Below are 25,378 nucleotides of genomic sequence, written 5' to 3'. Positions count from 1 at the left end.
GCTAGCGTCGAAGGGGGCTACCGTCTACGTTCAAATTATCTCAAAGCGTTGTGTAACCTATTACTCCGAAAGGGGGCTGTCTCTTTTATTGATCTCGCGCATCCTGTATGATGCGTTCTGCTAACCTTATTAACGCTGGTACTACTCCCGCTCAACATGACCCTATTAGCACTCGGCATCAACCACAAAACGGCCCCGGTTTCGCTGCGAGAACGCGTAACGTTTTCGCCAGATACGCTCGACCTGGCGCTGGACAGCCTGCTTGCACAGCCGATGGTGCAGGGTGGCGTGGTGCTCTCGACGTGCAACCGTACCGAGCTCTATTTAAGCGTGGAAGAGCAGGATAACCTGCACGAAGCGCTGATCCGCTGGTTATGCGACTACCACAATCTCAATGAAGACGAGCTGCGCAACAGCCTGTACTGGCATCAGGACAACGATGCCGTCAGCCATCTGATGCGCGTGGCCAGCGGGCTGGATTCGCTGGTGCTCGGCGAACCGCAAATTCTGGGTCAGGTGAAAAAAGCCTTTGCGGATTCGCAAAAAGGGCATCTGAAGGCCAGCGAGCTGGAGCGCATGTTCCAGAAGTCGTTCTCCGTGGCGAAGCGTGTGCGAACCGAAACCGACATTGGTGCCAGTGCGGTTTCCGTTGCTTTCGCGGCCTGCACCCTTGCGCGCCAAATCTTTGAATCCCTCTCTACCGTCACCGTGATGCTGGTGGGCGCGGGCGAAACCATCGAACTTGTGGCGCGTCATCTGCGCGAGCATAAAGTGAAAAAGATGATTATCGCTAACCGCACTCGCGAACGCGCGCAGGTGCTGGCGGATGAAGTGGGCGCAGAGGTGGTTGCCCTGAGCGACATCGATGAACGTCTGAAAGAGGCGGACATTATTATCAGCTCGACCGCCAGTCCGCTGCCGATTATCGGCAAAGGGATGGTGGAGCGCGCGCTGAAGTCCCGTCGTAATCAGCCGATGCTGCTGGTGGATATTGCCGTCCCGCGCGATGTTGAGCCGGAAGTGGGCAAGCTGCCTAACGCCTACCTCTACAGCGTGGATGACCTGCAAAGCATCATTTCGCACAACCTCGCCCAGCGTAAAGCGGCGGCGGTGCAGGCGGAAACCATTGTTGAGCAGGAAACCAGTGAGTTTATGGCCTGGCTGCGCGCGCAAAGCGTCAGCGAGACCATCCGCGAGTATCGCGGACAGGCGGAGCAGGTGCGTGACGACCTGACAGCCAAAGCGTTAGCGGCCCTGGAGCAGGGCGGCGACGCACATGCAATTATGCAGGATCTGGCGTGGAAACTGACCAACCGCCTGATCCATGCGCCAACCAAATCTCTTCAGCAGGCTGCCCGTGACGGGGATGATGAACGCCTGACTATTCTGCGCAACAGCCTCGGGCTGGAATAGCGCCCTATACCCATTTTCTAAGACAAGGTGCACTTACGCCTATGAAGCCTTCTATCGTCGCTAAACTGGAAGCTCTGCACGAGCGCCATGAAGAAGTCCAGGCGCTGCTCGGCGATGCCGGGACCATTGCGGACCAGGAGCGTTTTCGCGCGCTCTCACGTGAATACGCGCAGTTAAGTGATGTTTCTAAATGCTTTACCGACTGGCGACAGGTTCAGGAAGATATCGAAACCGCGCAGATGATGCTCGACGATCCTGAAATGCGCGAGATGGCGCAGGAAGAGTTGCAGGATGCGAAAGCGCGTTCTGAGGAGATGGAGCAGCAGCTTCAGGTGCTTCTGCTGCCAAAAGATCCGGACGACGAGCGTAACGCGTTCGTGGAAGTCCGCGCCGGGACCGGCGGTGATGAAGCGGCACTGTTTGCCGGGGATCTGTTCCGCATGTACAGCCGCTACGCCGAGTCGCGTCGCTGGCGCGTGGAGATCATGAGCGCCAACGAAGGCGAACACGGTGGCTACAAAGAGGTTATCGCCAAGATCAGCGGCGACGGCGTATACGGTCGTCTCAAGTTTGAATCCGGCGGTCACCGCGTGCAGCGCGTTCCGGCCACCGAATCTCAGGGCCGTATCCACACCTCCGCCTGTACGGTGGCGGTGATGCCGGAGCTGCCGGAAGCGGAGCTGCCGGACATCAACCCGGCGGACCTGCGTATTGATACCTTCCGCTCCTCCGGGGCGGGTGGCCAGCACGTTAACACCACCGACTCCGCCATCCGTATTACCCACCTGCCAACCGGTATCGTGGTGGAGTGTCAGGACGAGCGTTCCCAGCATAAAAACAAAGCCAAAGCGCTGTCCGTGCTGGGCGCGCGTATCCACGCGGCCGAAATGGCGAAACGCCAGCAGGCGGAAGCGTCTACGCGTCGTAACCTGCTGGGGAGCGGCGATCGCAGCGACCGTAACCGCACCTATAACTTCCCACAGGGGCGCGTGACCGACCACCGCATCAACCTGACGCTGTATCGTCTGGATGAAGTGATGGAAGGCAAGCTGGATATGCTGATTGAGCCTATCGTGCAGGAATACCAGGCCGACCAGCTGGCGGCACTGTCCGAGCAGGAATAATGGATTTTCAGCGCTGGTTACGTGAGGCTGCCGGTGAGCTTTCCGAAAGCGAAAGCCCGAAACGCGATGCCGAAATTTTACTTGAGCATGTGACGGGCAAAGCCCGCACGTACCTGCTGGCCTTCGGTGAAACCGAACTGACCGCTGAGCAGGAAGCACGGCTCGCCACGCTGCTTGCCCGCCGTAAGCACGGCGAGCCGGTGGCGCACCTTGTCGGTGAGCGCGAGTTCTGGTCGTTACCGCTTTACGTCTCGGCGGCGACGCTGATCCCGCGTCCCGATACCGAGTGTCTGGTCGAGCAGGCGCTGGCGCGTTTACCGACGGCGGCCTGCCGCATTCTCGATCTCGGCACAGGCACCGGGGCCATCGCGCTGGCGCTCGCCAGTGAAAGACCCGACTGCGCGGTGACGGCAGTGGATGTGATGCCCGACGCGGTGGCGCTGGCGCAGCGCAACGTGGAACGTCTTGGCCTGACCAACGTAACGGTGCTGCAAAGCAGCTGGTTTAGCGCGCTGGAGAACCAGACGTTCGGCATCATTGTCAGTAACCCACCCTATATTGACGAGCATGATCCGCACCTTGCGCAGGGTGATGTGCGCTTCGAACCCCTGACGGCGCTGGTCGCCGCCAGGGAAGGTTTAGCCGACCTCGATCACATTGTGACAACGTCACGACAACATTTACTTTCCGGCGGCTGGCTTCTCGTGGAGCATGGCTGGACGCAGGGAGAAAGCGTGCGGGCATTGTTTACCCAGGCGGGTTACGCCGACGTCAAAACCTGCCGCGACTACGGCGGCAACGAACGCCTGACGCTGGGGCAGTGGCTATGAGTGCAGGCTATCTGCCATTTACTGATAAAGGCGTAAGGCTGACTGAAAGGCGGTTTGGCGTTATCATCTACATCGTTTTGAGTTTTATCTCGTCCGGGCGTCGCTGTGCGCTCGGTCGTTACTGGGGTAAGTCATGAGGTCCTTAGCCGATTTCGAATTTAATAAAGTGCCGCTTTGCGATGGCATGATCCTGATTTCTGAGATGATTCGCGACGATTTTACGTCGCAGTTTGTCTACGATGAGCTGGAGAATCTGGTCAGCCTGGCGCGTGAAGAGATTAATCAGGCGCGACCGCAAGACTGGCAATTAGAGAAGCTGCTTGAGCTTTTCTACGGCGAATGGGGTTTCTGCGACACGCGGGGCGTGTATCGCCTGTCTGACGCATTATGGCTGGACCAGGTCTTAAAAAATCGTCAGGGCAGCGCCGTTGCGCTGGGCTCTATTTTACTGTGGGTCGCGCATCGCCTGGATATTCCGCTGGTGCCGGTTATTTTCCCGACGCAGATGATCCTGCGTGCGGAGTGGCTGGACGGCGAGATGTGGCTCATTAATCCCTTCAACGGCGACACGCTGGATGAACATACGCTGGACGTGTGGCTGAAAGGCAACATCAGCCCGGTGGCTGAGCTCTTCAACGAAGATCTCGACGAGGCGGATAACGCAGAAGTGATCCGCAAGCTGCTCGATACGCTGAAGTCAGCGTTAATGGAAGAGCGTCAGATGGAGTTGGCCCTGCGCGCCAGCGAAGTGCTGCTGCAGTTTAATCCGGAAGACCCGTACGAAATTCGCGACCGCGGGCTGATCTATGCCCAGCTCGACTGTGAGCACGTGGCGCTAAACGATCTGAGCTATTTCGTCGAGCAGTGTCCGGAAGACCCCATTAGCGAAATGATTCGTGCGCAGATCAACGCGATCTCGCACAAGCAAATTACACTGCATTAATCTTAATTCCGATTCACACCTGAATAAGGCGATCCTATGAAACAAAAAGTGGTTAGCATTGGTGATATCAAGGTAGCAAACGACCTGCCTTTCGTGCTGTTTGGCGGCATGAACGTGCTGGAATCCCGCGACCTCGCCATGCGTATCTGCGAGCACTACGTGACCGTGACCCAGAAGCTGGGCATCCCGTACGTGTTTAAAGCCTCTTTTGACAAAGCCAACCGCTCCTCCATCAACTCTTACCGTGGCCCGGGCCTGGAAGAGGGGATGAAGATTTTCCAGGAGCTGAAGCAGACCTTTGGCGTGAAAGTGCTCACCGACGTGCATGAAGCCTCTCAGGCGCAGCCGGTGGCAGACGTGGTTGACGTGATTCAGCTCCCGGCATTCCTGGCTCGCCAGACCGACCTGGTTGCCGCGATGGCGAAAACCGGTGCCGTGATCAACGTGAAAAAACCACAGTTCGTGAGCCCGGGTCAGATGGGCAACATCGTCGATAAGTTTATCGAAGGTGGTAACGATCAGGTGATCCTGTGCGACCGTGGCGCTAACTTCGGTTACGACAACCTGGTGGTGGACATGCTGGGCTTCAGCGTGATGAAAAATGTCTCCGGCCAGTCTCCGGTGATTTTCGACGTGACCCACGCGCTGCAGTGCCGCGACCCGTTTGGCGCCGCGTCCGGTGGCCGTCGTGCTCAGGTGACCGAACTGGCGCGTGCCGGTATGGCAACCGGTCTGGCAGGTCTGTTCATTGAAGCGCACCCGGATCCGGATAACGCAAAATGCGACGGTCCATCCGCGCTGCCGCTGGATAAGCTGGAGCCGTTCCTGAAACAGATCAAAGCGATTGACGATCTGGTGAAGAGCTTCGACGAGCTGGATACCAGCAAATAATAAAAAACCCGCTTCGGCGGGTTTTTTTATGGGGCATATTGCCGGGTGGCGCTTTGCTTACCCGGCCTACAAAACCCGTAGGCCCTGCAAGCGAAGCGCCGCCGGGCAAACAGACTACGCAAAAATCGTCATCAAGTAAGCCACAAACAGCGCCATATGCGCAGCCCCGTTAAGCACGTTGGTGCGCCCGGTTGAGAACGAAATCTGGCACAGCAGCAACGAGGCTACCATAACAATCATCTCCGGCGCGCCCAGCGCAAACTGCAGCTCGTTACCGGTCATAAAGGCAATCAGCGTCACCACCGGCACGGTGAGTGAAATAGTCGCCAGCACGGAGCCGAAGAACAGGTTCATTGCGCGCTGTACCTGATTGTTTAAGACGGCTTTCAGCGCGCCCAGCCCTTCAGGAGACAGGATCAGCAGCGCCACCAGGAAGCCGGTAAAGGCTACCGGCGCGTTCAGCTCGGTTAACAGCGTTTCCAGCGGGTTGGCATTCATCTTGGTGACGGCAATCACCGCAATCAGATGCACGATCAGCCAAACCGTATGCCACGCGCTGCTGTGGGCCGACGGCTTACCGTGGTGCGGGTCATCGTCGTCGCTGTCGTCTTCATGCTCATACACAAACAGGCTCTGGTGCGTTTTGGTCTGAATCAACAGGAACACGCCGTACATGGCTGCGGAAATCAGCGCGACCAGCAGCGCCTGACCGGTGGAGAAGTTTGCACCCGGCAGCGCCATCGGGAAGACCAGCACGATAATCGCCAGCGGGAAGAGGGCAATCAGATACTGTTTAATGCCGAACAGGTTCATATACTGGGTCGCGAATTTACGCCCGCCCAGCAGCAGAGAGAAGCCCACCAGGCCGCCCGTCACAATCATGATGATCGAGTAAAGGGTGTCGCGCATCAGCGTCGGCGCGGCATCGCCGGTCGCCATGAGCGCGGAAATCAGGCTGACTTCGAGAATAACGACGGAAAGGCTGAGAATTAACGATCCGTAGGGCTCGCCCAGACGGTGGGCCAGTACGTCCGCATGGCGAACGACGCTAAAGGCGCTGGTTAAGATACCGACCAGGGCAAGAATATTGATACCAACCACCACTGGCAGTGACTGACTGCTTCCCCAGAAGAGCAGCACAGCCAGTGCCAGAACCGGGAAAATGAGAGACGTCTCCTTGTGGCGGGTCTTTACCGCCTCGTGTGTTGCTGTCATGTGCTTCTCCATCAATGCAGGTGCTTGTAATTATAGATAGATTTTTGAGGGCATTAAATTAACAGATCTCTGTTAAATACCCTTAACTTTTTACTTAATTTTACCCTTTGTCATAAATTTAATGTCTGACTCCTGTAATTGACGGTTTTCACATAATATTTATTAAATAACAATTAATTAGATATAAAGTTAATCCATAAATTAAGACCGGGTGGCACGCTGACATATCGTCGTCCACACTTATCTCTTTAAGCAAAAGAGAGGTGAGTGATGCCATATAAAACGAAACGCGAATTACCCGATAACGTGCAAAACGTGCTGCCCGCTCACGCGCAGGATATCTACAAAGAGGCGTTTAACAGTGCCTGGGATCAGTACAAAGATAAGGAGGATCGCCGGGATGATGCCAGTCGTGAAGAGACGGCACACAAAGTCGCCTGGGCCGCCGTAAAACATGAATATGAAAAAGGAGACGACGATAAATGGCACAAAAAGAAATAGCCGTGAAATAATTCGCTGCCTTCATTTTGACTTTTCAGGCGGTTGAACTGCCGTTGTATTGCAACTGGTCCGCTAATTGCTTATCGTTATTTAACTGCTGGCAAAATGACCAGCACCTAAGGCCCGGAAGGCGAATTACAGATGTCGCAAGGAAGCATGCAGTGGCGGAGGTGGAAAGTGTTAACGCGTGATTTCTTAATGAAGGCAGATTGTAAGACGGCATTTGGTGCTATTGAGGAATCGCTTCTCTGGTCAGCTGAACAACGTGCGGCGTCACTTGCTGCCACGCTTGCCTGCCGCCCGGATGATGGCCCGGTATGGATTTTTGGCTACGGTTCCCTGATGTGGAACCCGGCTCTGGAATTTGTCGAATCGGCAACGGGAACGCTGCCTGGCTGGCACCGCGCATTTTGCCTGCGTCTGACGGCCGGACGCGGCAGCGCGTGCCAGCCAGGACGTATGCTTGCACTGAAAGAGGGCGGGCGCACCACGGGCGTGGCGTATCGCCTCCCGGATGCCACCCTGGAAGAGGAGCTTACGCTGCTCTGGAAGCGTGAGATGATCACCGGTTGCTATATGCCGAGCTGGTGCAAGCTGGAGCTGGACGACGGTCGCACCGTCAATGCGCTGGTGTTTATCATGGACCCGCGCCATCCGCTGTATGAAGCGGACACCCGCACGCAGGTCATCGCCCCGTTGATTGCTGCCGCCAGCGGACCGCTGGGTACCAACGCGCAGTATCTCTTCTCCCTCGATCAGGAGTTGACCCGCCTCGGCATGCAGGACGACTGTCTGAATGAGCTGGTGGCGAAGGTGAAGGCGCTGCTGGAAGGGAACCCGCTCAACGGCACGCTGCGACCGGGTTTTGCCTGAAAATACGCCCGGCTTGCCGGGCGTTTGACGTTATGCTGCTACGTAACTGACAGAATGTTCCAGTGACTGGCTGTGGCTGTCGATCAGCACATCCCACGTGCCGGTATATGGCACGGTAAGCCAGGCGTTATCGTCCTGCACGGTCAGAATATCCGCCTGGGATTGTTTTTGTGCTTTCGCACTCATGAGATGAATACGACAGCGCTCTGAGCAACGCACCACAACCGTATCCCCGCCAAACAGCTTCAAACTTGTTTTTACCAGTGCCATTTTTTACCCCGTAGTCTTAAACAACGCTCTCCCTGCTGCCATATCCGAGCGTGATGTTGTTCACAATTCACTCATGGCATAACACCAAAGGGGAGGGTGTGGGATGCTGATTTTGATCAAAAAATGGCATAACGATTAAACAAAAATGACAAAATTCCTCAAAATTTCCGCTGGCGCGCGTTTTACCCGCTAAACGCGCGCCGCGAGAAAATTAAATGCGGAAATGGCCGGCAGTTTCAGCAAGGTCGCCCGCCTGGCTCTGCAGGGCGCCCGCAGCGGCGGCGGATTGCACCACCAGCTCGGCGTTCTGCTGGACCATGCGGTCGAGATGGGTCACCGCGTGGTTGATCTCGTGAATACCCTTCATCTGCTCGCTGGTGGCGATGGAGATTTCGCGCATGATGCCGGAGACGCTACCGATGCTGGAGCGGATCTCGTCCATGCTTTCCCCGGCCAGATGCACGTAGCGGGAGCCGGTGGCCACGCTGTCGGTGGTGGAATCGATCAGCGATTTGATCTCTTTCGCCGCCTGGGCGCTACGGCTCGCCAGGTTACGCACTTCGCCTGCTACCACGGCAAACCCGCGCCCCTGCTCCCCGGCACGGGCCGCCTCGACGGAGGCGTTCAGCGCCAGAATGTTGGTCTGGAACGCGATACCGTCAATCACGCCGGTGATGTCGCCAATTTTAGCCGACGCGACTTCGATGGACTGCATGGTGCTGATCGCCTGGGATACCACTTCGCCGCCGCGCGCAGCGGCCGCAGAGGCCTTGCTCGCCTGGTCGTTCGCTTCTGCCGCCGACTCGTTCGACTGAGTCACGGAGGCGGTGATCTGCTCCACGGCGCTGGCCGTCTCGCGCAGGCTGGACGCCGCCTGCTCGGTACGTCCGGAGAGATCCTGGTTACCCGCCGCAATCTCCTGGGCGGCGTTTTTCACCGACTCACTGGCATCACGGAGCTGCACCATCACCACCGACAGCTTATCGCTGAAGGCGTTAAAGGCCTGGGCAATCTGCGCCACCTCGTCTTCGCCGCTGTCCGGCAGACGCTGCGACAGATCGTTAGTCCCGTTGGCAATGTTGTGCATCGCGTCGCGAATGTCAGACAGGCGCTTCAGCAGACGGGCAATCAGGAGGTGAACAATGGCCGCGCTCAGCAGCGCCAGGATCACCAGCGAAATCGCCGATGCCTTAAGCAGGGAACGCATGCCGGAGGTGGCGTCACCGTTGTCGAGGGCGACGACCAGCAGCCAGTTTGTGCCCGGCACGGCTGTCGCCACGAAGGTTTTTTCGACGTCGTTCAGCGTACCGTCGACAAGGTTACCGCTTTTCAGCGCAGCAAAATCGATGCCTTTGATGGTCTCAGCAAACGGTTTAAGCGTCAGCGCCGGATCGTTAGCCGCTATCACGCTGCCGTCACTGTTCAGAAGCAAGCCGCTGCTGGACGGAGTTGGATGGATCCCGCGCACGTTCGCCACCACGCTGTCCATGGCCACGTCGCCCGCCACCACCGCTTTCAGGGCGCCATTCTCTTTCACCGGCACGGCGAAAGTCACCACCAGTTTACCGGTACCCGCATCAACGTAGGGCGCGGTGACGACCGGGCCGTCCGTGCTGACCACCTGCTGATACCACGGGCGAATGGTCGGGTCATAATCCGCAGGTACGCCCGCAGGCTCAGAGAATTTCGCCGTTTTGCTGGCGTAGCCTACATAAACGTTGGTGAATCCACCCGCCTGCGCAAGCTGTTTAAACACCGGAACCGGATCGTCACTCAGCGCAACGGTCTGGGCAGAGGCAATCACCGTCATCTTGCTTTTGACCCAGTCGGCAATCGCCATGTTATGGCTGGCGCTGGTGCTGGTCAGGATATCGCGCTGTGACTGCTGGTTATCCTGACGTGTGACCTGGAAGTTAATAACGGTATTGAGGAGAAGGGCGACGACCAGACAGCCTGCCGTCGCCGCGATGATGCGTGCACGAATCGATCTGAACATAAGTGAAATACCTGCTGTGTTGTTTCCATGCCTATCGGCAACCCCGCAGGTAAACTTGATGCTGAAACCGCGTCCATAAGAAAATAATATTTTTACGGGTTTATTATTAAAAAGTTAATACTTTATCCGCGGACAGCGTCCACTCGGCCAGTTCAACCAGCGTACCAATTTCTACGCCATCAATCAGCGGCAGGCCGGTGATGCCGCGCCCGTCGGTGCAGGTTTTGCACAGCTTCACCGGCACGTTTTGCGCGGTCAGGATCTCCAGCATCTGCTGAATGTTATAGCCCTCGGCCGGTTTTTGTCCCTTCAGCCCGGCGGTGACCGCGTCCGACATTAAAAAGAGGCGTAACGCCAGGTCGCTCTCTTTTTCACGTAGCGCGATTGCCAGGCGCAGGCTGTTGAAAAGGGATTCGCTGCCGTAGGCCGCACCGTTGGCGATGATCACAATCTTCTGCATGTTGACTCCTGTTCTTATAAAGGCACGAATATTGCTTAATTTCCTGGAGTTTCGCTGTCCGGGAGAGTAAGCATGATATTAATGGCAGGCATTTCGCCAGGCGCTGCCGAATGGCTCACGCGCGCAAAGATGATGCGCCAGGAGCAGTTCAGCAAGCTGGCACAGCTGGGTGTGCTTGTGCACGGCATTAGCCAACTGGTGCACATGTTACAGTGCGAGCGCGGGGCGTCCAACGTCTGGCTCTGCTCACAGGGCAAGCTGTACGCCCCCGAATGCAAAGCCAGCCGGGCGCTGGTGGATGAAAACCTCGCTGCCCTTTACGGCATTCTTGAAACACAGTCGCCGATCCCAGGAAGTGCCGTCTGTGAACGCATCGGCGGCGCGCTCCTGAGCCTGGATACACTTCCCGCGCTGCGTGACGGTGTGATTCAGCAGACTGTAACGGCACCCCAGGCGATGGAACACTACTCCCGCATGCTTCGCCATCTGCTCAGTATCGTGCCGCAGCTTAATGACAGCATTGACGATCCGCAAATCGCAGGACGTTTTGTCGCGCTTTATAGCCTGATGCAGGGAAAAGAGCTGGCAGGACAGGAGCGGGCGCTGGGGGCGATTGGCTTCACGCAGGGTTTTTTCGATGATGTGACTCGTCAGAGGCTGGTTGACCGCATTGACGGGCAGCAGGCCTGCTTTGAGATCTTTCTCTCACACAGCTCCACTGACGTTCAGACCACCTTTTCAATGCACTGTCAGCCCGATCGTGAAACGGAGCAACTCCGGCGCGTGGCCTGTACCCGCCAGCCTGCCGCCGATAACGGCCTTACCGCACTGGCCTGGTTTGCTCTGCAAACCGCGCGCCTTGAGCATCTGCGCACGCTGGAGGAGACGATCATCGCCGATCTGATGGTCGCGGTGGACGAATGCATTCACCGTGACGATGAGTACGCGCTCCCCGGCGATGAACAGGATGATCCGCCGATCCGCTATCCGGAAAAACCGTTGCTTACCCTGGTTCGCCAGCAGGCGCGCGAGATAGAGCAGCTCTCACGTCAGCTTGCGTCGCTGCGCGATACGCTTGAAGAGCGCAAAATCATTGATAAAGCGAAGAGCGTGCTGATGACCCACCAGAATATGAGTGAGGAACAGGCCTGGACGGCGCTGCGCAAAATGGCGATGGACAAGAACCAAAGGATGGTGGATATCGCCCGCGCGCTGCTCATGGTGAAGAATGTATGGCAGGTAACACCAAAGGAGTAGCTGCACGGTCAGTGGGCATTTTATGCCTGTTTGCGGTGCGTAAAGGCGAGGGAAGAACGGTAAGCACCGCAAGAAACAGTGTGTTAAAACCTGGCATTCACTTTGCATTATCAGATTAACCATTTTTGACGATGCGCCAACGGCGGTGCATCCGTCTTCGGGATAAAGGCGTCCACTGGTGCTTCGGCACCGTGGGCGCTTTTTTTTGGTTTTTTTTCAGGAGTGGTCATGGCGGATTTGTCGAGACGGCGTTTTTTGCAGGCCAGCATGCTGGCGAGTGGTGCAATTCTGTTGCCGGGTGTCATGCAGGCCGCATGGGCGGCAGGCTCGGATAAACCGGAGCAGGAAACAGTGCGCATCGGGTTTATCCCGCTGACCGACTGTGCCCCGGTGGTTATCGCTGCGCTGAAAGGGTTTGATAAAAAATACGGTATTACCATCCTGCCCACCAAAGAGGCGAGTTGGGCGGCGGTGCGCGACAAGCTGGTGGCGGGCGAACTCGATGCCGCGCACATTCTTTACGGCCTGCTGTACGGACTGGAGCTAGGCATCGCTGGCAAGCCACAGCAGATGGCTAACCTGATGACCCTCAACCAGAACGGCCAGGCGATTACGCTCTCCAGCGATTTGGCAGAGAAGGGCGTTCGTGACCTTGACGGGCTGAAAAAGCTGATTGGGCAGCAGGCGCCTGGCACCTATACCTTCGCGCACACCTTCCCGACCGGGACGCACGCCATGTGGCTCTACTACTGGCTGGCCAGCGCGGGCATTCACCCCTTTGACGACGTGCGTACGGTGGTGGTGCCGCCGCCGCAGATGGTGATGAACATGCGCATTGGCAACATGGTCGGCTTTTGCGTCGGCGAGCCGTGGAACGCGCGTGCCATCAACGACCGCATCGGTTTTACCGCCGCCACGTCGCAGTCTATCTGGGCCGACCATCCGGAAAAAATCCTCGGGACGCGTCGCGACTGGGTGGAGAAAAATCCGCACACCGCCCGGGCGCTGGTGAGCGCAGTGCTGGAGGCGGCGCGCTGGATTGAGGCCTCCCCGGAAAACAAACGCGAAACCGCGCAGATCCTCTCCCGCCGGGCGTGGCTCAACTGCAAAGAGCAGTATCTCACCGGACGCATGCTCGGCGAGTACGACAACGGCCTGGGCCAGCGCTGGCAGGACGCGCACCCGATCCGCTTCTTCAACGAGGGGGCCGTCAGCTACCCGTATCACTCCGACGGCATGTGGTTCTTAACCCAGTTCCGCCGCTGGGGCTTGCTCAAAGCCGCCCCGGACTATACGGGCATCGCACAGCGCATTAACCAGACGGCGGTCTGGCAGGATGCAGCCACGGCGGTGGGGGGCATTACCACACCGACTTCACCACTACGCAGCAGCACATTGATGGACGGCACCGTCTGGAACGGTACCGACCCGGAAGGATACGCCAGCCGTTTCGCCATTCACCGTAAAGGGGCCTGATTATGCAGCATCTGCAAAAGACAAAATCACACGAGACGCCGGAGAGTGGAGAGGTGATTCTCCTGCCTCCGGTGCAGGTTCGCCGCCGTACGCCGACGTTTGTGCGTCGTATTAACGCGATCCTTCAGCGCATCATTCCGGCTTTTCTGGGGCTGGGACTGCTGGTGGTGCTCTGGCAGCTGGCGGCGATTAACAGCAAAGGTTTCCCGACGCCGCTCAGCACGCTCGATTCCGCTATTACCCTGTTTGCCGATCCGTTTTATCGCGACGGGCCAAACGACATGGGCATCGGCTGGAACGTGCTCGCCTCATTACAGCGCGTGGCGGTGGGGTTTGGCCTGGCCGCGTTCGCCGGGATCCCGCTTGGTTTCCTGATTGGCCGCTTCACCTTTTTTTCGCGCATGTTCGGCCCGCTGATCGCGCTGTTACGCCCGGTTAGCCCGCTGGCCTGGCTGCCCATCGGCCTGCTGCTGTTCCAGAAAGCGGAGCCCGCGTCGAGCTGGACCATTTTTATCTGCTCCATCTGGCCGATGGTGATCAACACCGCCGAAGGCGTGCGGTGTATTCCGCAGGACTACCTTAACGTCGCCCGGGTGCTGCAGCTTTCAGAGTGGACCATCATGCGCCGCATTCTCTTCCCGGCGGTGCTGCCCGCGGTGCTGACCGGGGTGCGCCTCTCTATTGGCATCGCCTGGCTGGTGATTGTCGCCGCCGAGATGCTGACCGGCGGTTTAGGGATCGGTTTCTGGATCTGGAACGAGTGGAACAATCTCAACGTCGAAAACATTCTCATCGCCATCGTCATCATTGGCGTGGTCGGGCTGCTGCTCGAGCAGGGGCTGATGCTGATCGCCCGTCGCTTTAGCTGGCAGGAAAAATAAGGAGCGAACATGAAACCATTAATCCAGGTCCAGGCCGTGAGCCAGCGTTTTTCCACCGCCAGCGGCGAATTTCTGGCGCTGCAGAACGTCTCCTTTGATATCCATGAGGGCGAAACCGTCAGCCTGATTGGGCACTCCGGCTGCGGTAAATCGACGCTGCTTAATCTTATCGCTGGGATCACGCTGCCGACGGAAGGCGGGCTGATTTGCGACAACCGCGAAATTGCCGGGCCGGGTCCGGAGCGCGCGGTGGTATTCCAGAACCATTCGCTGCTACCGTGGCTCACCTGCTTCGACAACGTGGCCCTGGCGGTAGATCACGTGTTTCGCCACAGCATGAGCAAGGCGGAGCGCCGGGAGTGGATTGAGCACAACCTCGACCGCGTACAGATGGGGCACGCCTTGCACAAGCGCCCGGGGGAGATCTCCGGCGGCATGAAGCAGCGCGTCGGGATTGCCCGCGCGCTGGCGATGAAGCCGAAAGTCCTGCTGATGGATGAACCCTTCGGCGCGCTGGATGCGCTGACGCGCGCCCATCTGCAGGACTCGGTGATGCAGATCCAGCAGGCGCTGAACACCACAATCGTGCTGATTACCCACGACGTGGACGAGGCGGTGCTGCTCTCCGATCGCGTGCTGATGATGACCAACGGCCCGGCGGCGACCGTCGGGGAGATCCTGCACGTTGACCTGCCGCGCCCGCGTAACCGGGTGCAGCTGGCTGACGACAGCCGCTATCACCACATGCGCCAGCAGATCCTGCATTTCCTCTATGAAAAGCAGCCGAAAGCGGCGTAGCGAGGGGGCTTTGATGCGACTGGTCATTATCGGAAATGGCATGGCGGCCACGCGGCTGATTGCCTCGCTCACCGGGCGTGCTGCCGATCGTTTCGCAATTACCGTCATCGGTGACGAGCCGGAGCATGCCTATAACCGCATCCAGCTTTCGCCGGTGCTGGGCGGTGAAAAAACGGCGGCGGGCATCAGTCTTCAGAATGACGACTGGTACCAGGAACGGGGCGTGACGGTGCTGCGGGGCGAAAAGGCGCTCGCCGTGAATGTGGACACGCGGGAAGTGCAAACCACCGTCCGCACGCTGGGCTGGGATGCGCTGGTGTTTGCCACCGGATCAACGCCCTTTGTTCCGCCAATTCCCGGCTGCGATGCGCCGCATGTCTTCACGTTCCGTACCCTTGAGGATATCCGGGCCATAGGGGCGATCGCCGGTCCGGTGGTAGTGCTGGGCGGCGGCGTGCTCGGGGTTGAGACGGCGGCAGCGCTGGCGCGCTCAGGGGACAACGTCATCCTTGTTCATCGCGGTCTGTGGCTGATGGAGCAGCAACTGGATGAGCAGGCGGGCGTGCTGCTGGAAGAGGCGCTGGCGGCGCGGGGCGTGCGCTGTGAGCTCGCCTCTGGCATCGCGGCGATTGACGGGAATAGCGTGACGCTGCTGAACGGACGCAGCGTCACCGCCGCGCGCGTGGTGCTGGCGACGGGCGTGCAGCCTAACGTCGTACTGGCGCAGGCCAGCGGCATTCGCTGCGCGCGCGGCATCGTGGTGGATCACCAAATGCAAACCTCCGTGCCGGACGTCTACGCCATTGGCGAATGCTGTGAAATTGACGACCAGACGTTTGGCCTGGTCGCCCCCTGTCTGGCGCAGGCGGATATCCTCGCCGCACGGCTGGCCGGAGACGTCACCGCGCCATTTGCCCTGACCGACAACGGCATGCGCCTCAAGGTGACCGGCGTGGAGTTGTTCAGCCTTGGTCGCGCGGCAGAGCAGAAGGGCGATGTGGTCTGGAGCGCATGGGATCCGCTGACCCGTCACTATCGTCGTTTACTGATCCATCAGGGGGCGCTGGCTGGCGTGCTGCTGATGGGGGACTGCCGCAGCGCGGCGACATTTACCGAATTACTGGCAACGGCTGCGCCCGCGCACGCGGACTGGCTGTTTGATCGTTTCACTACGCAACCGCAGGTTGCAGGACAGCACGCTATGACAAAACCTACTCTGGTGGTGGTTGGGCACGGTATGGTCGGCCATCATTTCCTCGAAGATTGCGTGAACCGCAATCTGCATCAGCAGTATCAGATCGTTGTCTTTGGCGAGGAGCGCTATGCCGCCTACGACCGCGTGCATCTGTCGGAATATTTTGGCGGCCGTAGCGCGGCGTCGCTTTCGCTGGTGGAAGGGGATTTCTTTGCCGACAACGGCATTGAGCTGCGCCTGTCGCAGCAGATTGTCGCTATCGATCGTGACGCGCGCGTGGTGCGTACCGCCAGCGGGCATGAGATCCACTGGGATAAACTGGTGCTGGCGACCGGGTCCTATCCGTTTGTCCCACCGGTGTCGGGCCACGATCTACCGGGCTGTTTTGTTTATCGCACGCTTGACGATCTGGACAAGATTGCGGCGCATGCGGCGGGCTCACGCCGGGGTGTAGTGATTGGCGGCGGGCTGCTGGGGCTGGAGGCGGCGAATGCCCTGAAGCAGCTCGGGCTGGAAACTCACGTGGTGGAGTTTGCGCCCAATTTGATGGCGGTCCAGCTCGACAACGACGGCGCGGCGATGCTGCGCAAGAAAATCGAGGCGCTTGGCGTCGGTGTGCATACCAGTAAAGCAACGACGGAGATCGCCGCCGCGGACGGCGGGCTGGTGCTGCGCTTTGCCGATGGCGAACAGCTTGAAACAGACATGGTGGTGTTTTCTGCCGGCATTCGTCCGCAGGACGCGCTGGCGCGCAGCAGCGGGCTGGCTATCGGCGAACGCGGCGGGATCGGCATTGACGACCGCTGTCAGACCTCCGATCCGGACGTGCTGGCCATTGGTGAATGCGCCCTGTGGGAAGGGAAAATCTTCGGGCTGGTTGCGCCCGGCTACCAGATGGCGCGGGTGGCCGCCGCCGCGCTGGCGGGAGAGGAGAAAACCTTCGCCGGCGCGGATATGAGCACCAAACTCAAGCTGCTGGGCGTGGACGTGGCCTCGTTCGGCGATGCTCACGGCCGCACGCCGGGGGCGCTGAGCTACCAGTGGACGCACGGCCCGCAGCAAATCTACAAGAAAATCGTGGTCAGCCACGACGGCAAAACGCTGCTCGGCGGCGTGCTGGTGGGTGATGCCAGCGAATACGCCACGCTGGTACAGATGATGCTCAACGGGATAGCCCTGCCAAAAGAGCCGGAAACGCTGATATTACCCGCGTCGTCAGGCAGTGCGCCAAAAGCGCTCGGCGTGGCAGCGCTGCCGGAAAGCGCACAAATCTGTTCGTGTCATAACGTCAGCAAAGGCGATATCTGTCAGGCGGTAAGTGCGGGCGCAACGGATATCGGCGCGATTAAGCAGTGCACCAAAGCGGCGACCGGCTGCGGAGGATGTAGCGCACTGGTGAAGCAGGTGATGGAGTTCCAGCTGGCGGCGCAGGGCGTGGAGGTGAAAAAGGACATCTGCGAACACTTCCCGTACTCGCGTCAGGAGATTTACCACCTCGTGCGCGTCAACCATATCCGCACCTTTGACCAGCTCATTAGCCGCTACGGTCAGGGACACGGGTGCGAAATTTGTAAGCCACTGGTGGGGTCAGTGCTCGCCTCCTGCTGGAACGAGTATCTGCTGAAACCGTCACACCTGCCGCTGCAGGATACCAACGACCGCTACTTCGCCAATATCCAGAAGGACGGTACTTACTCCATCGTGCCGCGCATGCCTGCGGGGGAAGTGACCGCCGACGGGCTGATCGCCATCGGCCAGATTGCGAAACGCTACAGCCTGTACAGCAAAATCACCGGCGGCCAGCGTATCGACCTGTTTGGCGCCACGCTGGAACAGCTGCCGGAGATCTGGCAGGCGCTGGTGGAAGCCGGATTTGAAACCGGGCACGCCTACGGCAAATCTCTGCGAACGGTGAAATCCTGCGTCGGGTCGACCTGGTGTCGCTACGGCGTGCAGGACTCCACCGGCCTCGCGGTCAGGCTCGAGCACCGTTACAAAGGCCTGCGCGCCCCGCACAAAATCAAAATGGCGGTCTCAGGGTGTACCCGCGAATGCGCCGAGGCGCAGAGTAAAGACGTGGGGGTGATTGCCACCGATAAGGGGTGGAACCTCTACCTGTGCGGCAACGGCGGCATGAAGCCTCGCCATGCGGATCTCTTCGCCAGCGATCTCGATGATGACACGCTGATCCGCACCGTCGATCGATTCCTGATGTTCTACATCCGCACGGCGGATCGCCTGCAGCGCACCAGCACCTGGATGGACAACCTGGAAGGCGGTCTCGACTACCTTCGGGAGGTGATCCTCAACGATAGCCTGGGCATCGCCCACGAGCTGGAGCAGGAGATGGCCCGGGTGGTGGAGACCTACCAGTGCGAATGGCAAACCACGCTTAACGATCCGAACCGTCTGGCGCTGTTCCGCACGACGGTGAACGACATCACAGCGGATCAAGGTAAACGCTGGCAGGAAATCTGTGGCATCGACGATATCCCCGAGCAGGCGGGCATTGGCGCGCGGCTTGGGCGTAAGCCGATTGCGTTGTTCCGATTTGGCAAAACCGTCTATGCCCTTGACGACCGGGAGCCTGGCAGCAGCGCGAACGTGCTTTCCCGAGGCATTCTTGGCGATGCGGCGGGGGAGCCGGTGGTGATCTCTCCGCTCTACAAGCAGCGTATTCGCCTGCGCGACGGCTGTCAGGTGGAGAACGGCGAACCCGCGGTGCGCGCCTGGCCGGTCAAAATTGAGAACGGCAAGGTGTGGGTCGGTAATGATGCCCTGGTAATGCGTGCGGAGGCCTCATGACGGAAACCCGGACAACGTGTCCCTACTGCGGGGTCGGCTGCGGCGTGGTCGCCCGCGTGGACGGTGAAACGGTCAGCGTTCGGGGGGATGAAACCCATCCTGCGAACTTTGGCCGCTTGTGCGTGAAAGGATCGGCCCTGGGGGAAACAATGGGGTTACAGGGGCGATTGCTGCGCCCCGTTGTTGACGGTGCTGAGGTGGCCTGGGCGGAGGCGCTGGGAGCGGCAGGCGAGCGCCTCCAGGACATTATCGACAAATGGGGGCCGCAGGCGGTGGCGTTTTACGCGTCCGGGCAATTGCTTACCGAGGATTATTACGCCGCCAATAAGCTGATGAAAGGGTTTATCGGCGCGGCGAACATTGATACCAACTCCCGGCTCTGCATGTCATCGGCGGTCGTGGGCTACAAGCGCGCCTTTGGTGAAGATGTCGTGCCGTGCAGCTACGAGGATGTGGAAAACAGCGATCTGGTGGTGCTGGTGGGCTCAAACGCGGCCTGGACGCATCCGGTGCTGTATCAGCGCCTGGTACAGGCAAAGCACAACAATCCGGAGATGAAAGCGGTGGTCATCGATCCGCGCAGAACCGCCTCCTGTGATATTGCTGACCTGCATCTGGCGCTCACTCCCGGCAGCGACGCCGGGCTGTTCGTCGGTCTGCTCAATGTGATTCAGGGAACGGACGCGTGGCCGATATCCCGCGTGGCGGCGTTTTGCGGCCTCTCGCCGCAGGATATTGGTACGTTTTACGACTGGTTTATGACGGCGCCCAGGGCCATCACGCTCTACACCATGGGAATCAACCAGTCCTCCAGCGGCAGCGACAAATGCAGCGCCATCATTAACGTGCACCTTGCCAGCGGGAAATTTAACCGTCCGGGCTGCGGCCCGTTTTCGCTGACCGGACAGCCAAACGCGATGGGCGGAAGAGAGGTGGGCGGGCTGGCAAATCAGCTGGCGGCGCACATGAACTTTGAGCCGGACGATCTCTCGCGGGTGGCGCGTTTCTGGGGAACGGAACGGCTTGCTCAGACGCCGGGCTTGATGGCGGTGGAGCTGTTTGACGCCATTGCCCGCGGCGAGGTGAAGGCGGTGTGGATCATGGGCACCAATCCTGCCGTCTCGCTGCCGGACAGCCACGCGGTGTGTCAGGCGCTGGGGCGCTGCCCGCTGGTCATTGTCTCTGAGGTGATGAACGATACCGACACCAGCCGGTTTGCCCATATTCGCTTTCCGGCGCTGGCCTGGGGAGAGAAGGACGGTACGGTAACCAATTCCGAGCGACGCATTTCGCGCCAGCGCGCGTTTCTGCCCGCGCCCGGTGAGGCAAAGCCGGACTGGTGGATCGTCGCGCAGGTGGCGAAACGGCTGGGGCACGGCGACGCCTTTGCCTGGCAGCATCCCCACGAGATTTTTTGCGAGCATGCGGCGCTGACGGCCTTTGAAAATGACGGCGCGCGGGCCTTAAACCTTCACGACCTGGCTACGTTAACCCGTGAGGAGTGGGAGCGGCTTGAGCCCTGGCAGTGGCCTGGGGGGGATTTTCCGTGCCGAAACATTGTTCCCGTTGACCCACAGTCGCACGGTGCGACGGTCAGCGCGTTGTACCCGCTGATTCTCAACTCCGGGCGCATCCGCGATCAGTGGCATACCATGACGCGAACAGGATATGTGGCCAGACTCATGCAGCATATCACCGAACCCTTTGTTGAGGTTTGCCCCGCAGACGCCGTTCGGTTTTCCCTGTGCGGCGGCCAGCTGGCGCGCATCAGTTCGCCGCGCGGCGTCATGGTAGCAAGAGTACGCATCAGCGACGCTCAGCGTGAAGGGAACGCTTTTGCCCCGATGCACTGGAACGCTGAGTTTGCCCGCCAGGGAAAGGTGAATGCGCTGGTGGAAGGGCGCTGCGATCCGGTTTCGGGGCAGCCGGAGAGTAAACAAACCGCCGTCAGAATCCAGCCCTGGCAGCCCGCCTGGCAGGGAGAACTCTATGCCCGCGAAGGACTGGAAATGCCCTCTCCGATTTACTGGTGGCGTAAAGCTTCACGCCTGACGGTGGCGTGCGATAAACCGCTGCTGTCGTGGGTAATGGAATACGCCAGCGGCCGGGGCTGGCAACTGCAGGTTGCTCAGGCCGGTGAACGCAGCAGCGTGCTGGCCTGGTATGAAGGCCAGCTTATGCTGGGTTTCTGGGAAGGTACCGCGTTACCGGCGCTGGCGCATACGGTGATTGAAGCCGCTTTTCATTCACCACCCGTGCTGCCCGCAGAACGCCACGCCCTGTTGAACGGGCAGAGCGTCGGGAGGGCGACGGATCCGGGACGCATTATCTGTAGCTGTTTCAGCGTCGGGGAAGAGGCGATACGGGAGGCGATTGCCGGAGGGTGTGATTCCGTCACCGCGCTGGGGGCTAAGCTGCGCTGTGGTACGAACTGTGGTTCCTGCGTGCCGGAGCTGAAAGGGCTGTTTCAGGATAATCCTGAAATGTCCGCCAGGACTGCATTTCAGGGCTTATCGCGTTAACATAATAAGAGTTTATTCATAAACACAGGTTCTTATTGACGACGTTGATGGCTGTATCGTCCCGCATTCGTTTGCTGTTTTTACTCCCCCTTCTTACGGCCGGAGCCGTTCACGGTGCGCCGAATTCCTTTATGCATCAGGCGCAGCACCCCTTTGATAATAACGGGGACAGTCTGCCCGATCTCGGCATGGCGGCGCCCACCGGCGAAGGGGAAAAACACCTGGCCGAAATGGCGAAAGCCTTTGGTGAAGCCAGCATGACCGACAATGGCCTGACGACCGGCGAGCAGGCGCGTCAGTTTGCCTTTGGTCAGGTGCGCGACGCGGTAAGCGGGGAAGTGAACCAGCAGATTGAGTCCTGGCTGTCGCCCTGGGGAAACGCCAGCGTGAACCTACTGGTGGATAACGACGGCAAATTTAACGGCAGCAGCGGGAGCTGGTTTATCCCGTGGAATGATACTAACCGCTACCTGAGCTGGAGCCAGCTTGGCCTGACGCAGCAGACGGATGGCCTGGTCAGCAATGCCGGAATCGGTCAGCGCTGGGTCGCCGGGAAGTGGCTGCTGGGCTACAACACCTTTTACGATAATCTTCTGGATGAAAATTTGCAGCGTGCCGGGCTGGGAGCGGAAGCGTGGGGGGAAAATCTGCGCCTGTCAGCGAACTATTATCAGCCCTTTGCCGGATGGCGCGCGCGATCTGACGTTCAGGAGCAGCGCATGGCGCGCGGATATGACGTGACCGCTAAAGCCTGGCTGCCGTGGTTCCATCATCTGAATACCAGCGTCAGCTTTGAGCAATATTTTGGCGATAACGTCGACCTGTTCAACAGCGGCACCGGCTACCACAACCCGGTTGCGGTCAATCTGGGGCTTAACTATACCCCCGTTCCGCTGGTGACGTTGACCGCCGGGCACAAGCAGGGCGAAAGCGGCGAGAGCCAGAATAACCTCGGACTGAAGCTCAACTACCGCTTTGGCGTGCCGCTGGCTAAGCAGCTTTCCGCCGATGAGGTCGCCGCGACGCGATCCCTGCGCGGCAGCCGCTACGACTCACCGGAGCGCACCAGCCTGCCGGTGATAGAGTTCCGCCAGCGTAAAACGCTGTCCGTCTGGCTGGCCACGCCGCCGTGGGATCTGAAAGGGGGCGAGACCGTGATGCTGAAGCTTCAGGTTCGCAGCACGCACGGCATCCGTCAGATCCACTGGCAGGGCGATACGCAGGCACTGAGCCTGACGTCGCCGGCCAAAAGTAACAGCAGCGACGGCTGGAGCGTGATTATCCCTGCCTGGGATGATCGGGAAGGGGCGACAAACCGCTGGCACCTGTCGGCGGTGGTGGAAGATGAGAAAGGCCAGCGCGTCTCGTCCAATGAGATCACGCTGGCCGTGGTGCAGCCGCTGGTCGCACTGCCTGACGACGATCCGCGCTGGAAGCTGCTGCCGGAGGAGTAGTCCTTAGAAGATGCGTTCCTGATGCACCCACACGGCGGCTTCAACGCGAGATTTTAACTTCATTTTCTTCAGCATATGCTTCACGTGCACTTTGACCGTGCTTTCGGTGATATCCAGACGGCGGGCAATCATTTTGTTCGGCAGCCCCTGGGCAATCAGTTTGAGAATGTCGCGCTCGCGCGGCGTGAGCTGGCTGACGTCACGGTCAGAGGTGGCGCGGTTGGCACGGAGGCTGGCGGCCAGGACCGGCGTTAAGGCTTCGCTGAGCACCATCTCGCCCGCCGCCGCCTGCTGCAGCGCCTTAAGCAGATCTTCCGGCTCCATGTCTTTCAGCAGATAGCCATCCGCACCGCGCTTCAGCGCCGTGACCACGTCCTCTTCATGGTTCGACACGCTAAAGACGACGATGCGGCCTGAAAGCGATTTTTCCCGCAGCTTGTCGAGGGTCTCCAGACCGTTCATGCCCGGCATATTCAGATCGAGCAGGATCAGATCGGGATCGAGGGATTCGGCAAGCTCAATGCCCTGTTCACCGTTACTGGCTTCGCCCACCACGGTGATATCGGGTGCCATGCTGACCAGCTGTTTCACGCCAGTACGCAGCATCGGATGGTCGTCGATCAACAGGATGGATGCCGGTTCCTGATTAGTCATGGGTTTCTCCTTGAGCAGTTGTGAGCGGTTTCTCGGGAATAAAGGTGACGACAACTTCCGTGCCGCCCGTTTCTCTCCGGCGAACCTGGCAATCACCGCGCAGGCTTTGGGCGCGGTCTCGCATAATGATTAAACCATAGTGGTTAGTGCGTTCGGCATTTTCCGGCACGCCGCGGCCGTTATCGTGAACCGTCAGTTTCACCTGATTGTCGTGCTGGCTGACGGTGACCGTGACCGCCGTTGCTTCAGCGTGTTTAAGCACGTTGCTCAGCGCTTCGCGGGCGATCTGCAGTAGATGGATGGCCTGATGGGAGGGGACAAACCGCGGCGGCAGCTGATAATCCAGCTTCACCGGGAACCCCAGTCGGGCGCTAAATTCGTGACAGCTGGATTCCAGCGCCGGGCGCAGGCCTGGCTCGGTCAGCTGCAGGCGGAAGGTGGTCAGCAGCTCGCGCAGTTGCACCCAGGAGGTGTTCAGCTCGTTGCGGATCTGGCTGAGCAGTTGTTTGTTGCTTTCGGGCATCTCCGCATCCTGCATCTGCAGGCAGCTCACCTGCATTTTCATACAGGAGAGCGACTGGGCGATGGAGTCGTGCAGCTCGCGGGCGATGGTCGCGCGCTCTTCCATGACGATAAGCTGCTGCTGTTTTTCCTGATGCCTGTCGAGCGCCAGCGTGGCCGTCAGCTGTTCAACCAGCGTATCCACCAGCTGCTGCTGGTCGTGGCTCAGGTGGCGTCCGGTTGGCAGGGTGGCCAGCAGAATGCCGTACTGGGTGTGGCTGTCCGTCAGGCGCCACTTCAGGGTCGTGCCGCCGGAGGTCAGCGGCGGCAGGCCGCGAGGGCAAAGATGGCAGCCTTTGTCATCGCAGGACATATCGGATTGACAGGTAAATTCCTGGTGGTTCTCTTCGTCTTCCACATCGTAGACCCGCAGCTCCAGGTCGCGCAGCAGGGTCAGATTTTGCAGGCCGTTCAGCACCGGCGAAAGGCGCTCACACAGCGGCACCTGCATGTGCAGCCGACGGTTGGCCTGCCAGAGGAAGGAGAGGATCTCGTTTTTCTGCTCCAGCCCGGCCGTTTTTTCCTGAACGCGCTGTTCCAGCACCGCGTAGCTCTCGGAGAGCTCTGCCGACATGGTATTGAGTGCCTGGCCGAGCATGGCCATCTCGTTGCGCCCGCTGATGTGTGTGCGCTGGGTAAAATCGCGTGCGGTCACCGCGCGGGCCATTGCCAGCAGTTGTTTCCAGGGATTTAACAGCCGCGCGCGGAGCCACACGATGGTGAAGATCAGCAGCAGCCCCATAAACAGGGCCATGGCCCGGTGTACCATCACCACCCGGTCAATGCGTAATTCGGTCGTCTGGTCAAAAGCGGAGACCAGCGCATCAATGCGGGAGACAAACCCCGCCACGTCCTGGGCAACGGCTTCTGTACTGCGCGCCTGTTTCAGGCCGGGCTGCAGCTGGGTGTGCCAGTACCCCTGAAGGGCCTTAAGCTGGGATTGCTGGCCTGCGCGGATAGCGGCGTTTTCCAGCTCGGGGCTGAACGCCGTGCGCTCCATTTCATCGATTAAAGGCCGATCGTCCTGCGTCAGGGGAACCGCCGCCAGCAGGCGATAACTCTGCATGCGTAGTGAGCCTGCCTCGTTGATGGCATGCGCATTACCCTGTACCCCTTGTACCAGCCAGCCGGAGATCGCCATGCCGGTCACGCCGATGGCGGTGGACAGCAAAACAATCAGGGCGAGCTGATTCACGAGCGTTAGCGGAGATAAGCATCTTTTTAACATTGAGTGGGCGTGCTCCTGACGTGGCCTGCTT

20 protein-coding genes and 1 pseudogene are annotated in these 25,378 nt (G+C 59.4%); 15 read left to right on the top strand and 6 right to left on the bottom strand.

What is annotated here, in order from left to right; translation table 11 throughout:
- The first annotated feature begins 156 nt into the window (after window positions 1-156).
- The 6 genes and pseudogenes from hemA (at window position 157) to kdsA (ending at window position 5,201) form a co-directional block, all read left to right on the top strand.
- Window positions 157-1,413 (top strand): glutamyl-tRNA reductase, encoded by a 1,257-nt coding sequence (hemA, locus tag LJA86_RS09035; protein WP_024907067.1) that lies wholly within the window; start codon window positions 157-159, stop codon window positions 1,411-1,413.
- Between the two features lie 41 nt (window positions 1,414-1,454).
- A complete protein-coding gene (gene prfA, locus LJA86_RS09030; RefSeq protein WP_021240360.1) occupies window positions 1,455-2,537 on the top strand; it encodes a peptide chain release factor 1 in 1,083 nt (360 codons plus the stop codon).
- A complete protein-coding gene (gene prmC / locus LJA86_RS09025) occupies window positions 2,537-3,367 on the top strand; it encodes a peptide chain release factor N(5)-glutamine methyltransferase (protein WP_048223649.1) in 831 nt (276 codons plus the stop codon). Before prfA ends, prmC begins: the two co-directional genes overlap by 1 nt.
- Window positions 3,349-3,471, top strand: a pseudogene (locus LJA86_RS09020) (siroheme synthase); the annotation flags it as partial. The gene prmC and the pseudogene LJA86_RS09020, both read left to right, overlap by 19 nt.
- A gap of 29 nt (window positions 3,472-3,500) precedes the next feature.
- Window positions 3,501-4,310: an invasion regulator SirB1 gene (gene sirB1 / locus LJA86_RS09015; RefSeq protein WP_024907069.1), complete on the top strand. Its 810-nt coding sequence runs from the start codon at window positions 3,501-3,503 to the stop codon at window positions 4,308-4,310.
- Window positions 4,311-4,346: 36 nt separating this feature from the next.
- Window positions 4,347-5,201, top strand: a complete 855-nt coding sequence (kdsA, locus tag LJA86_RS09010; RefSeq protein WP_229226036.1) for a 3-deoxy-8-phosphooctulonate synthase — start codon at window positions 4,347-4,349, stop codon at window positions 5,199-5,201.
- Between the two features lie 114 nt (window positions 5,202-5,315).
- Here kdsA and chaA read toward each other — a convergent pair whose 3' ends face one another.
- On the bottom strand, window positions 5,316-6,416 hold the full coding sequence (chaA, locus tag LJA86_RS09005; RefSeq protein ID WP_008499517.1) for a sodium-potassium/proton antiporter ChaA: 1,101 nt from the start codon (window positions 6,414-6,416) through the stop codon (window positions 5,316-5,318).
- A gap of 270 nt (window positions 6,417-6,686) precedes the next feature.
- Here chaA and chaB point away from each other — a divergent pair, with 270 nt between their 5' ends.
- Together chaB and LJA86_RS08995 are read left to right on the top strand one after the other, a co-directional pair.
- Window positions 6,687-6,917, top strand: coding sequence for a putative cation transport regulator ChaB (gene chaB, locus LJA86_RS09000; protein ID WP_045908986.1), 231 nt, complete (start codon window positions 6,687-6,689; stop codon window positions 6,915-6,917).
- Window positions 6,918-7,094: 177 nt separating this feature from the next.
- Window positions 7,095-7,790 (top strand): gamma-glutamylcyclotransferase, encoded by a 696-nt coding sequence (locus LJA86_RS08995; RefSeq protein WP_023618421.1) that lies wholly within the window; start codon window positions 7,095-7,097, stop codon window positions 7,788-7,790.
- Between the two features lie 30 nt (window positions 7,791-7,820).
- On the opposite strand, the gene LJA86_RS08990 is transcribed toward LJA86_RS08995, so the two are convergent.
- From LJA86_RS08990 to LJA86_RS08980, 3 genes are all read right to left on the bottom strand, one after another.
- The gene (locus tag LJA86_RS08990) at window positions 7,821-8,060 is read right to left on the bottom strand and encodes a DUF1883 domain-containing protein (RefSeq protein WP_008499520.1); all 240 of its coding nucleotides are present in this window, start codon (window positions 8,058-8,060) and stop codon (window positions 7,821-7,823) included.
- Between the two features lie 211 nt (window positions 8,061-8,271).
- Complete coding sequence (locus LJA86_RS08985; protein ID WP_229226035.1) at window positions 8,272-10,056, bottom strand: methyl-accepting chemotaxis protein; 1,785 nt, start codon at window positions 10,054-10,056, stop codon at window positions 8,272-8,274.
- A gap of 106 nt (window positions 10,057-10,162) precedes the next feature.
- Window positions 10,163-10,516 (bottom strand): DsrE/DsrF/TusD sulfur relay family protein, encoded by a 354-nt coding sequence (locus LJA86_RS08980; RefSeq protein ID WP_045908984.1) that lies wholly within the window; start codon window positions 10,514-10,516, stop codon window positions 10,163-10,165.
- A gap of 72 nt (window positions 10,517-10,588) precedes the next feature.
- Between LJA86_RS08980 and nasR the strand changes: the two genes are divergently transcribed.
- From nasR to LJA86_RS08945, 7 genes are all read left to right on the top strand, one after another.
- Window positions 10,589-11,773, top strand: a complete 1,185-nt coding sequence (nasR, locus tag LJA86_RS08975) for a nitrate regulatory protein NasR (RefSeq protein WP_045908983.1) — start codon at window positions 10,589-10,591, stop codon at window positions 11,771-11,773.
- Between the two features lie 228 nt (window positions 11,774-12,001).
- The gene (locus LJA86_RS08970; RefSeq protein ID WP_045908982.1) at window positions 12,002-13,249 is read left to right on the top strand and encodes a CmpA/NrtA family ABC transporter substrate-binding protein; all 1,248 of its coding nucleotides are present in this window, start codon (window positions 12,002-12,004) and stop codon (window positions 13,247-13,249) included.
- Window positions 13,250-13,251: 2 nt separating this feature from the next.
- Window positions 13,252-14,130, top strand: coding sequence for a nitrate ABC transporter permease (gene ntrB / locus LJA86_RS08965; RefSeq protein WP_045908981.1), 879 nt, complete (start codon window positions 13,252-13,254; stop codon window positions 14,128-14,130).
- A gap of 9 nt (window positions 14,131-14,139) precedes the next feature.
- Entirely contained in the window at window positions 14,140-14,928 is a 789-nt protein-coding gene (locus tag LJA86_RS08960) for an ABC transporter ATP-binding protein (protein WP_021240347.1), read from the top strand.
- A gap of 13 nt (window positions 14,929-14,941) precedes the next feature.
- Window positions 14,942-18,928, top strand: a complete 3,987-nt coding sequence (gene nirB, locus LJA86_RS08955; RefSeq protein WP_229226034.1) for a nitrite reductase large subunit NirB — start codon at window positions 14,942-14,944, stop codon at window positions 18,926-18,928.
- Window positions 18,925-21,450: a nitrate reductase gene (locus LJA86_RS08950; RefSeq protein WP_229226033.1), complete on the top strand. Its 2,526-nt coding sequence runs from the start codon at window positions 18,925-18,927 to the stop codon at window positions 21,448-21,450. Before nirB ends, LJA86_RS08950 begins: the two co-directional genes overlap by 4 nt.
- A 47-nt stretch (window positions 21,451-21,497) precedes the next feature.
- Window positions 21,498-22,904: a YchO/YchP family invasin gene (locus LJA86_RS08945; protein ID WP_229226032.1), complete on the top strand. Its 1,407-nt coding sequence runs from the start codon at window positions 21,498-21,500 to the stop codon at window positions 22,902-22,904.
- 3 nt (window positions 22,905-22,907) lie between these two features.
- Here the strand turns inward: LJA86_RS08945 and narL are convergent, their stop codons facing one another.
- Complete coding sequence (gene narL, locus LJA86_RS08940; RefSeq protein WP_008499531.1) at window positions 22,908-23,558, bottom strand: two-component system response regulator NarL; 651 nt, start codon at window positions 23,556-23,558, stop codon at window positions 22,908-22,910.
- Complete coding sequence (narX, locus tag LJA86_RS08935; protein WP_048029745.1) at window positions 23,551-25,347, bottom strand: nitrate/nitrite two-component system sensor histidine kinase NarX; 1,797 nt, start codon at window positions 25,345-25,347, stop codon at window positions 23,551-23,553. Before narX ends, narL begins: the two co-directional genes overlap by 8 nt.
- Window positions 25,348-25,378: the final 31 nt, after the last annotated feature.

Origin of the sequence: Enterobacter sp. TCD1-1 (genome assembly GCF_020567405.1) — a bacterium.
GTDB classification, from domain to species: domain Bacteria; phylum Pseudomonadota; class Gammaproteobacteria; order Enterobacterales; family Enterobacteriaceae; genus Enterobacter; species Enterobacter quasiroggenkampii.
The sequence above is the reverse complement of the archived record's forward strand: the minus strand, read 5'-3'. Positions and strand labels throughout refer to the sequence as shown.

Coding starts and splice junctions, on each gene's coding strand:
- hemA (WP_024907067.1), top strand. CDS start 157: ATGACCCTATTAGCACTCGGCATCAACCACAAAACGGCCCCGGTTTCG.
- prfA (WP_021240360.1), top strand. CDS start 1,455: ATGAAGCCTTCTATCGTCGCTAAACTGGAAGCTCTGCACGAGCGCCAT.
- prmC (WP_048223649.1), top strand. CDS start 2,537: ATGGATTTTCAGCGCTGGTTACGTGAGGCTGCCGGTGAGCTTTCCGAA.
- sirB1 (WP_024907069.1), top strand. CDS start 3,501: ATGAGGTCCTTAGCCGATTTCGAATTTAATAAAGTGCCGCTTTGCGAT.
- kdsA (WP_229226036.1), top strand. CDS start 4,347: ATGAAACAAAAAGTGGTTAGCATTGGTGATATCAAGGTAGCAAACGAC.
- chaA (WP_008499517.1), bottom strand. CDS start 6,416: ATGACAGCAACACACGAGGCGGTAAAGACCCGCCACAAGGAGACGTCT.
- chaB (WP_045908986.1), top strand. CDS start 6,687: ATGCCATATAAAACGAAACGCGAATTACCCGATAACGTGCAAAACGTG.
- LJA86_RS08990 (WP_008499520.1), bottom strand. CDS start 8,060: ATGGCACTGGTAAAAACAAGTTTGAAGCTGTTTGGCGGGGATACGGTT.
- LJA86_RS08985 (WP_229226035.1), bottom strand. CDS start 10,056: ATGTTCAGATCGATTCGTGCACGCATCATCGCGGCGACGGCAGGCTGT.
- LJA86_RS08980 (WP_045908984.1), bottom strand. CDS start 10,516: ATGCAGAAGATTGTGATCATCGCCAACGGTGCGGCCTACGGCAGCGAA.
- nasR (WP_045908983.1), top strand. CDS start 10,589: ATGATATTAATGGCAGGCATTTCGCCAGGCGCTGCCGAATGGCTCACG.
- LJA86_RS08970 (WP_045908982.1), top strand. CDS start 12,002: ATGGCGGATTTGTCGAGACGGCGTTTTTTGCAGGCCAGCATGCTGGCG.
- ntrB (WP_045908981.1), top strand. CDS start 13,252: ATGCAGCATCTGCAAAAGACAAAATCACACGAGACGCCGGAGAGTGGA.
- LJA86_RS08960 (WP_021240347.1), top strand. CDS start 14,140: ATGAAACCATTAATCCAGGTCCAGGCCGTGAGCCAGCGTTTTTCCACC.
- nirB (WP_229226034.1), top strand. CDS start 14,942: ATGCGACTGGTCATTATCGGAAATGGCATGGCGGCCACGCGGCTGATT.
- LJA86_RS08950 (WP_229226033.1), top strand. CDS start 18,925: ATGACGGAAACCCGGACAACGTGTCCCTACTGCGGGGTCGGCTGCGGC.
- LJA86_RS08945 (WP_229226032.1), top strand. CDS start 21,498: ATGGCTGTATCGTCCCGCATTCGTTTGCTGTTTTTACTCCCCCTTCTT.
- narL (WP_008499531.1), bottom strand. CDS start 23,558: ATGACTAATCAGGAACCGGCATCCATCCTGTTGATCGACGACCATCCG.
- narX (WP_048029745.1), bottom strand. CDS start 25,347: ATGTTAAAAAGATGCTTATCTCCGCTAACGCTCGTGAATCAGCTCGCC.